General features: G+C 46.0%; 10 protein-coding genes. 5 read left to right on the top strand and 5 right to left on the bottom strand.

Features of this window, described 5'->3' with window-relative positions; all coding sequences use genetic code 11:
* The first annotated feature begins 68 nt into the window (after positions 1-68).
* Positions 69-2,255 carry a DUF5686 family protein gene (locus M1P97_RS01725; protein ID WP_394803875.1) on the top strand — a complete coding sequence of 729 codons (2,187 nt, stop codon included), beginning with the start codon at positions 69-71 and terminating at the stop codon, positions 2,253-2,255.
* On the opposite strand, the gene M1P97_RS01720 is transcribed toward M1P97_RS01725, so the two are convergent.
* Positions 2,249-3,100 carry an N-acetylmuramoyl-L-alanine amidase-like domain-containing protein gene (locus M1P97_RS01720; RefSeq protein WP_249388221.1) on the bottom strand — a complete coding sequence of 284 codons (852 nt, stop codon included), beginning with the start codon at positions 3,098-3,100 and terminating at the stop codon, positions 2,249-2,251. The two genes, M1P97_RS01725 and M1P97_RS01720, sit on opposite strands and share 7 nt — an antisense overlap.
* A gap of 308 nt (positions 3,101-3,408) precedes the next feature.
* Between M1P97_RS01720 and M1P97_RS26235 the strand changes: the two genes are divergently transcribed.
* A complete protein-coding gene (locus tag M1P97_RS26235) occupies positions 3,409-3,543 on the top strand; it encodes a hypothetical protein (protein WP_262923212.1) in 135 nt (44 codons plus the stop codon).
* 46 nt (positions 3,544-3,589) lie between these two features.
* On the opposite strand, the gene uvrB is transcribed toward M1P97_RS26235, so the two are convergent.
* The 4 genes from uvrB to M1P97_RS01700 are packed head-to-tail and all read right to left on the bottom strand — an operon-like array spanning position 3,590 to position 9,243.
* Entirely contained in the window at positions 3,590-5,611 is a 2,022-nt protein-coding gene (uvrB, locus tag M1P97_RS01715; protein ID WP_195374972.1) for an excinuclease ABC subunit UvrB, read from the bottom strand.
* 2 nt (positions 5,612-5,613) lie between these two features.
* Positions 5,614-5,814, bottom strand: coding sequence for a PspC domain-containing protein (locus tag M1P97_RS01710; RefSeq protein ID WP_075558188.1), 201 nt, complete (start codon positions 5,812-5,814; stop codon positions 5,614-5,616).
* A gap of 60 nt (positions 5,815-5,874) precedes the next feature.
* Complete coding sequence (locus M1P97_RS01705) at positions 5,875-8,499, bottom strand: DUF5916 domain-containing protein (protein WP_249388220.1); 2,625 nt, start codon at positions 8,497-8,499, stop codon at positions 5,875-5,877.
* Between the two features lie 6 nt (positions 8,500-8,505).
* Positions 8,506-9,243, bottom strand: coding sequence for a copper homeostasis protein CutC (locus M1P97_RS01700; protein ID WP_195374974.1), 738 nt, complete (start codon positions 9,241-9,243; stop codon positions 8,506-8,508).
* Between the two features lie 148 nt (positions 9,244-9,391).
* On the opposite strand from M1P97_RS01700, the gene M1P97_RS01695 reads away from it, so the two are divergent.
* The 3 genes from M1P97_RS01695 to M1P97_RS01685 are packed head-to-tail and all read left to right on the top strand — an operon-like array spanning position 9,392 to position 12,155.
* The gene (locus M1P97_RS01695) at positions 9,392-10,315 is read left to right on the top strand and encodes a DMT family transporter (RefSeq protein ID WP_195374975.1); all 924 of its coding nucleotides are present in this window, start codon (positions 9,392-9,394) and stop codon (positions 10,313-10,315) included.
* 36 nt (positions 10,316-10,351) lie between these two features.
* Positions 10,352-11,419 (top strand): subclass B1 metallo-beta-lactamase, long type, encoded by a 1,068-nt coding sequence (bla, locus tag M1P97_RS01690; RefSeq protein WP_249388219.1) that lies wholly within the window; start codon positions 10,352-10,354, stop codon positions 11,417-11,419.
* Between the two features lie 40 nt (positions 11,420-11,459).
* Positions 11,460-12,155, top strand: coding sequence for a carboxylesterase family protein (locus M1P97_RS01685; protein ID WP_195374977.1), 696 nt, complete (start codon positions 11,460-11,462; stop codon positions 12,153-12,155).
* The last annotated feature ends 59 nt before the right edge of the window (positions 12,156-12,214 follow it).

The following is a 12,214-nucleotide window of genomic DNA, read 5'->3' as shown; positions in this document are numbered from 1 at the left end:
TTTTACTTTCTTTTACTACTAATTCAAATTTTATTCGTTACGTTTGTAGCAAAAGGGGTGATAATTTGTTGAAAAGATACGTTTTGATATTTGCTCTGATTTTGTTTACTATAACTGCTTTCGCCAAACCGGAAAGTGGTTATAGAAGTAAGTTGTTGCCCGACTCAAAAGAGAAAACAGAGTCGTCCATAAGAGCCGACTCCATTATGAAAGAAGTGATTAGGAACGCTGAAAAATACCAGCACGTCCTGTCAAAATACGAAGCGGAGATATACATTAAAGGGCGCACGGAAATACTCAAACACAACTTTCTGTTACGCTTCGGGCATCATCTTTTCCCTGTCGACAGAAAAAACAAAGACATGATCTTCGAGATGGTAAGTCATTCAAAGTTCAATGCTCCGAACAGCTTCCAACACAATTTCCAGGCAGTGAACGGGAATAGTATCCCCAACAGTAAAAAACAACAGGAGGCTTTGGGCTTCCTCAACCTGAATGTATATTCTTCGACGATCTACAATGAAGGAATCATTACGCCCATGACTCAAAACGCATCCAAATTTTACTCCTTCAATCTCGAGGAAGTCTCCGACACGACCGGCATAAAGATCTACAAGATACGGTTCATGCCTAAGCTGTGGAGCCAGAAGCTGATTTGCGGGGATCTGTATATCCGCGACAAGTCATGGATCATCGATAAGATAGATGTGAACGGTCGATTCGACTTTGCTGAGTTCAACCTGGTAATGACATTCGGGAGGGATTACCGCCGGTTCATCCTTCCGGACAAGGCCAGCCTGTTCCTGCGTTACCATGTATTGGGTAATGCTATCGCCACCAGCTATCATTCTTCGTTTAAATACAACGCAATCGAATGGGTGGAAGAAGATAATGAAAGTAAGAAATGGAAGTCACTCGACCTTACCGGGTACTACAAGCTTTCTTCCGATACCGTCCCCATTATCACCGATACGGCATTTTGGAACAAGGAACGCGACCTGCCACTCACTCCGGATGAGGAAAGACTCTACCTGATAGCCGAGAAGGAGAAGAAAAATGAACAGGAAACGGATACCGCCAATATCACCAAGTACCTGAAACTGACGGAAAAGTTCACCAACACGATCAGCATGGACTACAAGACGACCCGTCTCAAATATTCGGGTATATTCAATCCGTTCCAGCTGGGTTACTCCGGACACAACGGTATCACGTACAGGCAACGTCTGCGTATCAGTAAAACATTCGACAAAGACCGCCAGCTTCGTTTCCGCCCGGATGTCGGTTTCGTGTTCAAAAGGAAAGAAGTATTTTTCAGCGTAAACAGTGACTGGGAGTACCAACCCGAAAAGAAAGGTATACTCAGTATTTCAGTCGGTAACGGAAACCAAAGTTATTCGTCGGCTATCATGAAAGATATCAACGAACAACTCAAAGACTCATCGTTCAACTTCGATGACCTGAATCTCGAGTATTTCAAACATTACTATGCTGAAATACGTAATAACATAGAACTGTTCAACGGTTTTCAACTCTGGGCCGGTGTCACCTACCACCGCCGTATCCCGGTGAAAAAAGGCAGCAATATAACAGATCCCGGCGAAGGAGTGGAAGAACTGATCAATGAGAACTATCATGACTTCACACCTGTTATCGGCATCTCCTATACTCCCCGGCAGTATTACTGGATGGATGGATACCGGAAAGAATATCTGTATTCCCACTATCCTACCATATCCGTCGAGTTTGCACGGGCGATACCCGGAGTAGGCAAGAGTACCGGTGATTATGCGCGTATAGAGGCTGATATTCATCAAAGCATCCCTTTGGGACTGGCCAGAAAGCTGAATTATCATATTAGCGGAGGAATGTATCTAAATCCGAAGTCGATCTATTTCGCAGACTTCCGTTATTTTTCGCGCCGTCAGTTCCCCGAATCATGGGGAGATGAGTTCGGAGGCGTATTTAACCAACTACGAAGTTTCTGGTTTAATGCATCCGACAAATATGTACAGGGGCACCTGATGTACGAGAGTCCTTTTATCCTATCACAGTTATTCAAGAAAAAGACGTCCAAATATATCTTGTCCGAGCGTTTTTATTTCAGCCAACTTTGGACACCTGTTCTTCCTAGCTACACGGAGGTGGGATATGGTTTCGGTAACCATATCTTCAACGTTGCCGTATTTGCCGGCTTCGACAGGTGGAAGTACCAGAATATCGGTGTCAAGTTCGCCTTCGAATTGTTTCAATGATTTGCCTGCAGACGGACAATCATAATCCCGCTGTTCCGTTTGATGCCTTCCACATACTCCTGCAAAGGGGCTTCATTGATTATGACCTTCTTTCCTGTTGTAGAAGCATGGATAAAAGTAAGCTTCTCTCCTACCCGGCAAACGACACCGACATGGGATATATCCAGCCCTTTTATCGTAGTGACGAAACAGACGATATCGCCCTCTTTGATGCCGGGAGACAACTTATCTATATCTGTTTCCGGAATATAATAATAAGAGCGTGCATTGATTTCCTCTTCTTTGGAGGCGATCTTCGCGACAAGCGCCGGATTCTCTTTCAACGGCTTGTAACTGTCCGGGTGAGTCGACATAAAAGAGACGTCGACAGGAAGGGAGATCCCTCCGATTTCCCGGGTTACATCTTTCACGATACCTTTCCGTTGATTCTCAAATATCCAGTCTGTCGTATAATGCAAGCGGTCTGCGTAATCATGAATTTCCCCGTTACGATAACGGAGAGTTTGCAGATTCTTACAAAACTCTTCAAAGGAAGGAGAAGCTGATTGCATAGTCCTCGTTAATGCGACGACATTCTCTACCAGCGTCATACAATCCATTTCCCGAAGGTTGATGACTAATCCTTCCGGTTCCTTTTCCAAAGTAGCGGCCACATAAGGGGCATTCAGGAAAAAACGGGCCGTTTTAACCATCAGTTCCCCGGTCGGCAATGACTTATTTGGGGCCATCTCTGCAACATACCGGTCAAAGACAGCACGGTCCTCATCGGTACAATATATTTTATCGGCAGCTTGCGCACGAAAAAAGAAGAAACAAGTAAAAAGCAAAAAATAGATTGTTTTCATAAATTCATTATTTGACAGTTTTGAATGTTACTTTTCTCTTGAAAGAAAAGTAACCAAAAGTTCAAGGCTGCACCGGCTTCGCTGCTCCGGGGAAAAACTACGCTGTCGTCTGCGAACTCGCTTCGCTCAAACAGCGCAGCCTCCTCACGCTTCGTCTTTCACCTTCGCGGACGCTCACCCGCCGAAGGCCTTTCAGAGAACGCAAAGCGTTCTTTGGGGATGGCCGATACCGACACCTTTATAATACAACAGGTGTTTTCGACTTTAACTGACAGTATCGGCAATCCTAAGAGGAAGCTCCGCTTCCTATGAAAGGCCTCAGCTGGCGAGCGTTAAACGCAGCAGCCGGAGTAAGCGGCCGGAGCATCCGCTGTCTGAGCGAAGCGAGTTCGGAGGCGACAGCGAACGTAGGATGCGGAGTAGCGAACCTGGTGCAGCCTTGATCTTTTGACTACTTTTGGATCAAGCCAAAAGTAGGTTCAATTATTTCTATACTTTAGTTTTCAACTGGTCTTCCAACTTAATCAGCTCATCCCTAAACTGTGCTGCCTCGATAAAGTCAAGCTTCTTGGCAGCTTCGGTCATTTGCTTCTTGGTTCGTTCGATGGCCTTTTCAAGCTGCGAACGGTTCATATACTGGACAACCGGATCGGCAACCAAGCTTGGTTCCGGTTCGATATAAGCATACGGTTCCGCGGTAGCCTGCTGTTTTTCCCCCAAGAGGGAGACACTATTTTTTACTACCTGCTTAGGAGTGATGCCATGCAGTTCATTGTATGCCAACTGTTTTTCGCGGCGACGGGTTGTTTCGTCCATCGTCAGTTTCATACTCGCTGTTATCTTATCGGCATAGAAGATGACCTTTCCGTTCACGTTACGGGCAGCACGTCCGGCTGTCTGCGTCAGAGAACGGTGGGAACGGAGGAAGCCTTCTTTATCGGCATCCAGGATAGCAACCAAAGAGACTTCCGGCAAGTCGAGCCCCTCACGCAACAGGTTGACCCCAATCAGGACATCAAAAAGTCCTTTCCTCAAATCATCCATGATCTGAATACGATCCAACGTATCGACATCACTATGGATATAGTTACAACGTATTCCCATACGGGTCAGATAAGAAGTCAACTCTTCTGCCATCCGCTTGGTAAGGGTTGTCACCAACACACGTTCATCGATAGCCGAGCGCTGGATGATCTCTTCCATCAGATCATCGATCTGATTCAAAGTCGGGCGCACTTCGATCACCGGGTCAAGAAGTCCGGTCGGACGGATCACCTGATCCACCACGATACCTTCGCTCTTCTCCAACTCGTAATCGGCAGGAGTTGCACTGACGTAAATGGCCAACGGGGTAAGCGATTCAAACTCATCGAACATTAGCGGACGGTTATCCATAGCAGCGGGCAGACGGAAACCATACTCTACCAGGTTCTTTTTACGCGAATAGTCGCCTCCGTACATCGCACGGATCTGCGGGATCGTCACATGGCTTTCATCGACAACCAGCATAAAGTCTTTCGGGAAATAGTCGAGCAGGCAGTAGGGACGATCTCCGGCCATACGTCCGTCAAAATAACGGGAATAATTCTCTATCCCGGAACAATGCCCCAACTCACGGATCATCTCGAGGTCGAAAGTGACACGTTCGTACAGACGTTTCGCTTCATAATGTTTGCCTATCTCTTTCAGGAAGTTCACCTGCGTACCGAGGTCGACATCTATCTGGCCGATGGCTGCGTTGATACGTTCCTGGGTGGTGACGAACAGGTTGGTCGGATAGATGTTCAGTTCATCCTGCTCGTCTATCTCCTGCCCTGTCTTCGGATCGAAAGAGGACAAGCGGTCGATCTCGTCTCCCCAAAACTCTATGCGGTAAGCCACACCGTCGAATGTTTCGATGGCGGGGAAGATATCGACCGTATCACCGTTCACACGGAAACAGCCGCTATTAAACTCCAGTTTATTGTTCACATACAACGCATCGACAAAACGCCGCAATAACTTATCGCGGTCGATCTGCATCCCTTTCTCCAGATGAGTCACCTTCTCGGCAAAAGCCGTCGGGTCTGCCATACCGTAGAGGCAGGAGACGGAAGAAACTACGATCACATCCTTCCTGCCCGACAACAGAGATGCGGTCGTACGCAAGCGGAGTTTATCAATTTCCTCGTTGATCTGCAAGTCTTTCTCGATATAGGTATCGGAAGAAGGCAAATAGGCTTCCGGCTGATAATAATCGTAGTATGAGACAAAATATTCCACGGCATTGTTAGGAAAGAAGGCCTTAAACTCGCTATACAGCTGGGCTGCCAGCGTCTTGTTATGACTCAATATCAGCGTAGGCCGTTGCACCTCTTTAATAACGTTGGCAATAGTAAAGGTTTTCCCGGAACCAGTAACACCGAGCAGTGTCTGGAAAGGCACACCACTCTCTATGCCCTCCGTAAGAGCCGCTATTGCTTCCGGCTGATCTCCCGTAGGGCTGAATGGTGAAGATAATTCAAAATTCATTCTTAATAAAAAGTCTTTTTAGGTATAACCAACCAAAGGATAAAATAGGCTATCACTCCGGAAAACATTGTAAATAGACTCAACAGGATGTATCCCACACGGACCAGCGTCGGATCTAAATCAAAGTAATCCGCTATGCCGGCACATACACCCGCAATCATTCCGTTATTCGAACGGGTAAGTCTTTTAGGTTCTTCTTCCATGATCTGTCATTTTAGTTTTGTAAAGATACTAATTATATATATATGGTAGAAGAGATCAGGCTACAAATTGAACCAGTAATTCATCTTCAGCATAAAAGTATTGGTAGCCGGAAGACCGAACATCCGGTCGAGGTTACTTCCCCAGCCGCTTACCATCCGGTTATCCTGGTTAGACATACGGTGTTCCCATACAAAATAAAGTGTAGATCCCGGTAGATACTCCCACCGTGCCACGAGGTTGGAACGAAATTCATTAAAACTGAAATCTGGATTTGTGAATCCGGCATAACTGATCTCGTCCGCAGTAAAGAGGTGGAAACGGTTGACGTAAGTATGCGAACGGGTATCGGCCGCCGCCTTGAAGTCGCTGAACTTTGCCGTCGACGTAAACGGAGAACCATAGAACTGGATGGAAATATCCGGAGTGACATTTACCTGCAACTTCATAGTCAATCCATACGTTTTCTGCTTCATATGCCCCATCAGGTAGATCAGCGAAGGATCGCCCGGGGAGGCGGATGCATCCGAGGGCAGTAATGTTCCGACATACTGCATGTTGTCTGTATTCCAGGCGTAATCCACCTGTCCGGATAAGTAGACATGGTTTCCCAAGCGGAAGGTAAGGCTCGGCATCAACGTATTGAAGCGGTTATATCCGTCGAGGTTATGATTACCTTCATATTTGAGCATGAACATCATCCGCCGGGCCTTATCCGTATTGACTTTTACGGAGGTCTGGAAATAAGGATCGAAACGCATATCGGGGCCTCCACGAAGCATACGGCTGTCGAGACGGTTCCAGACAAAGGTTTCTTTCATATCCATTTCGTAACGGTTCATCGTCATACTCTGCCAGCGGAGAGCTAGGTCGTTACTAAAAGGCGTACCGCCGTAATTCCATTGATTTTTCTGGGTAACGGTAAAAGCGTTATAACGGAATATTTTCCAGATATCGGTCTGTCGGTAAGCAATCTCCGTCTCATTCGTCCGGTTATCGGTTTCCTTCATATATCCCATATCATTGAGGTCGAAACCGGGGGACGACCAACTGAATGTTTCCGAGAAAGCCCATTTGGCATTTCCCTTTCGCCCGACTTTCACATATCCGCCCGTTCCGTTCAAAGAACGGCGGTCCGGATCGACTCCCAGGTAGCCGGCTGCCGATGTCCGCTGATAATAATGCACCGGGTTCGTTTGCAGGAGGGTAATCGCCTCCTTGCTACCGTTCAGCGAGCTGACCATTCCTTTCACATCGATATAATAAAGCCGGTTCTTAAAATACTGGGTAAAATCGATACCGGCGGTAAAGGCGTTGCGCACCATGAAATCCTCCAGGTAAGGTTGATCCAAGGCCCGGTTGACAGAGGTAATCATTCCTCCCAGCAGGCTGTTTCCTTTCCAGTTTTTCTGGACACGGGCCACGGTGTAATTGGTCAGGGGTTCCACCACTTCGATATCTTCCACCCCACTACGGGTCACCTTGGCCGACGAACGGGCTGTGACGCTCTGCACCACTCCGATCGTCACCCCCCGCCGATTCGTGCCTGTCAATTTCAGGGCACCGATAATCGGAACGTTCTCCTTGCTGTCGGCAAAACTGTTTATATTGTCTATCCCTTGCGGGGTATATGAAGGGGCTGCTCCGATACGGCGGGTGTAAAACATCATATCGTTGCCGTTGGCAAAATCGAGGATGTGTTTTCCTTCCAGGAAGAAAGGACGCTTCTCGTCATAAAAGGTTTCGTAAGCGGTCAGGTTCATCACCGAAGGGTCGAGTTCGACTTGCCCGTAATCCGGGTTGATCGTCAGATCCAGCGTAAAATCGGAAAGGGCGAACTTGGCGTCGAGGCCGACATTCCCTCCCCAGCTATGCCCCTTCTGGTAAGGACTTCCGGGTATCTTCGGTTCATTGCGGTATTTCCCCATCACATAGGGGAGAAACTCGATGCCTCGCGGTTTGGGTAGATCGGTCATCCCGTGCATTTCACCGAAGGAAAAGACATGACCGTTGTTCTTCAAAGGGATCATGCTCCAGTTCTGTACTTCGTTGTTCCGGCGGATGATACGGCGCACATGAAGTCCCCATATCCCATCTTCTGAAAGTTGGTTATAGCGAAGCTGGCTGAACGGGATGCGCAACTCGGCCGTCCAGCTCGAATCCGGCAGGTTGATATGTGTCTTCCCTTCCCAGACTGCGTTCCAGCTGAGGTTGACATTCAATTTATCGGTTACGACCAGGTCGGTCTTGTTTCCTCCCAGGTTGATGTTGAATTCGGGAGCGGCCCGGTAATCATGATAGGTGTCGAAAGCCACGCTGATCAGATCACCCATGCTGTTATCATCCCGGTTCCCGATAAAAGGGATCATCTTATCCGGGCGGATATCTTTACAATAGACGCCTACGTAGATGTATTTATTATCGTAAAACAATTTGACACGGGTCGGGGAATCCGGTATACCGCGTTCGTAAGGGATGATCTGGACAAAGCGGTCGGACCACTCCCCTTGTTTCATCCAGAAATCTTCGTCCAGGCGTCCGTCCATCACCGGCTTCGTTCCCGTCACTTTCGTTATATTATAGATGCGCTTGTAGGCATCTTTGAACGGGACAATAGAATCCTGCTGTGCATGACAGAAGGCACAGAGTGACAGAAAAAGGGTAACAAAGGATAGCCGGTGTTTCATTCCATATCAGATGTAAGCGGCCACTTTATTCCGGTCGGTTTCCACTGTTTCAAACTCAGAAGAAACGATACTGCTACCCATCGGGACATTTTCGTTCCGGTACTCCATCTTGCTGTACACGATACTACGGGCAGAGGTATGGAACTCCTTCGCTCCAGTTTCGGCTTCGATCCGGGCGATATTATTCTCGCGCACGCCGCATCCCGGCATGATAATGATACGTCCGTCGGCACGCTTCACCAGTTCGGTGATGAGGGGGATACCTTTCACGGCATCCGATTGCTGGCCGGAAGTAAGAATACGGTCGCAACCCAACTCGATCAGTTGTTCCAAAGCGGCAAACGGATCACGGCAGACATCAAAAGCCCGGTGGCAAGTGACGGATAATGGCTTGGCGGCCTCCATCAGACGACGCATGAGGGGGACGTCGATATCGCCCTCTTTCGTCAGGCATCCGAACACGACACCATGTACCTTCAATTGTTTACATAATTCAATATCGAGCAACATAGAGTCTATTTCTGCCGGAGTGTATAGGAAGTCGCCACCACGCGGACGGATGATTACGTTTATATCGATCGACGAAGTGAGCCCCTGGGCTGTTTTGATCTCGCCATAACTCGGGGTGGTCCCCCCTTCCGGTATGCCGGCACAAAGTTCCACACGTTTAGCTCCTCCGGCTTCAGCCTCCACACAGCTTTGTGCCGAGTTGGCACATATCTCGATTATTCGGGTCGGTTTCATTGATATTCTTTTTATCATATTATTAGGTATACAAAGATACGATAAATTCATGAAACCAAGATAAAAGATGTTATTACCGTGAAAGATGAAACCTAATTGTGCGTTTAATAAATATCACTACATTTGCATTGCATAAAACAGCAAAAGAATGAACTCTGAAAAATTAAAGGGTCACATACTGATCCTGATAGCCAATATACTATTCGCTATCAATATGCCCATATCTAAGTACTTGCTGCCGACACATGTTCAGCCCGAAGCACTGACTATCATGCGAATGAGTTCCGCTTGCCTGCTGTTTTGGATAGCATCCCTCTTTGTGAAACGGGAAAAGGTGACGATGAAAGACCTGGGTCTGCTTTTCGTCTGTGCCCTTTGCGGGGTCGGGTTCAACCAGGGGTTGTTTATTATCGGGCTGAACCGCACGTCTCCGGTAGATGCTTCCATAATCGCCACAGCCGTTCCCATCTTCGTTATGCTGTTGGCTGCCGTTATTTTGAAAGAACCGATTACGAAGATGAAGGCTTTCGGTGTATTATTAGGCTGCAGCGGTGGTATTTCCTTAATATTAGCCTCCACACATAACTCAGGACAGGCCAGCGGACTCACCGGAAACCTGATGATCACGACCAGTGCAATCATCTATTCTATCTACCTGGTTCTATCCAAACCGTTGAGTTTACGTTACTCGGCCGTGACGATGATGAAGTGGATGTTTCTTTTTTCCACACTCGTATTGTTGCCCTTCACTTACCGGCATGTGCTTGAAACACCCGCTTTTCAACGGGAAGTATTCGATATGAAAGAGATCGGGGCGATCAGCTTTGTCCTGATAGGCGCCACATTTATTCCTTACCTGTTGATACCGATGTCATTGAAACGTATTCGTCCGACAACGGTGAGTATGTATAATTATGTACAACCGATCATCGCCTCGCTGATAACCGTTATGGTGGGACAAGATACATTTTCCTTCCAAAAAGCATTCTCGGCTGTCCTCGTTTTCGTAGGGGTTTATCTGGTGACCCAGAGCAAGAGCCGGGAAGATATGGAAAAAGGTAGAATTCGTTAATAACAAAAATCTCAATCTAATTAACAACATTTTAAAATGAATACATACGGATTATACCTAAAAATATTATTACTGGGCTGCTTGTTGGCCATTTTACCCGATTGTTTTGCTGACACAATCAGAGTAAGCGAGAAATTACATCTGATAGAATTAAATAAACATGTGTATATACATACCGAGAATGATAATAATGGCATTGTATATGTAAATGACAAAAAGGCCATTATTATCTCTACTCCAGAAAATGATGAAGAAACGAATAACCTAATAAACTATATCCACAAAAATTTAAAAGCACAGATTATCGGTTGTATTGTCGACCGTTGGCATCCAGATGCTATGGGCGGATTAAAGACAATTAAAAAAGCGGGCATTCCTTCCTATGCATACGAAGGAACCAGGACAATAGCACAAAATAGAAATCTACCAATTCCTGAAAAAGGATTTAACCCCAGAATGGAACTGACAGTAGGAAAAGGCAAACTAATTTGTCATTATCTGGGAGAAGCACACACAAGCGACGGTATTGTCGTATGGATGCCGAACGAGAAAATTCTTTTTGGAGGTAATGAAGTACGGAGCAAAGGATGGTATGGAAACATAGAAGATGCCAATCTGCGAGAATGGTCTAATACCATCAAACGGGTAAAAGAATTATATGGAAATGCCGAAATCGTCGTCCCGGGACATGGGAAATGCAGCAATGCGGAATTACTGGATTACACCATTAATCTATACGAGCCTTCTTTATGGGGACGAATTTTAAAATGGAATAATGAACAGGTGAAACCTATATTCAATAATTGTGGCACTCTATTTGAAATAGCAGAAAGCGATTTTACTGATAATAATGATAGACACTTGAATAATGCCACTGTATATGTACTTCAAGAGAAAAAGAATAGATACCTGAAAATACAATCTCCCGGGATCAGACATGATAACACAGAAAGTAAGATCATATCATCAAAGAGCGGTCGGTTGCAAATGTATGATATAGAAACAAATATATTGACAGAAGATTTATATTTCAAAGATTTGACTATCATATTAGAAAATGACTATGTCAATGCATTAATCATATTAAAAGAAGCTATACGATAAAAACACCCTACGTTCAGGCATAAGCCTAAAATATTTACAGATGAACAAACTATTCCTTTCCATCCTGATTATACTCTTCGTTTTCGATATGAAAGCGGATGGACAAACGCCGCAAAAACCTAAAGCGGATTACCCGTACCTACTCTATCTTCCGAAAGATTATCCAACGAACAACAAGGATTACCCGTTGGTTATCTACCTGGGCGGCGGTGCACAGAACGGGAACGACCTGAATAAACTGAAAGCCTATGGAATTCCTTATTATATAGAACAGGGATATGAATACGATTTCATCATAGCCTCCCCACAGTGTCCACAAAACAAATACTGGACAACCGAGAATTGGTTCGATTCATTGTATGCCGAATTAACTTCAAAATGCCGGATCGACACAACCCGGATCTATGTGACCGGTATCAGTAACGGTGGTTTCGGCACCTGGCAGGTAGCGTTGGACTATCCCGACAGGTTTGCCGCGATTGCCCCCCTGTGCGGTGGTGTAAACGATAGCGACACTGCTAAAATCAGCAGCCTGAAACATCTTCCCATCTGGACATTCCACGGAACGGCAGATGATATGATCCCGATAAATGAAACGGAAAGGGTCGTAAGCAAGCTCGAAACGTACGGCCATATAAAATTCACCCGCTTACCCGGCGAGGGACATGGCATTCAATACCTTTATAAAGATAATGAGATCTTTGACTGGCTGTTACAGCATCAGAAGAAACATTAGTCTGCACGGTAGAAACTCTGAACCTTTGTATATTTTATTTGTTTTATGCAATAAATATA

Source organism: Parabacteroides leei, from assembly GCF_023369805.1.
Taxonomy (GTDB): Bacteria; Bacteroidota; Bacteroidia; order Bacteroidales; family Tannerellaceae; genus Parabacteroides; species Parabacteroides leei.
This window is presented reverse-complemented; position numbering and strand designations above follow the sequence as displayed.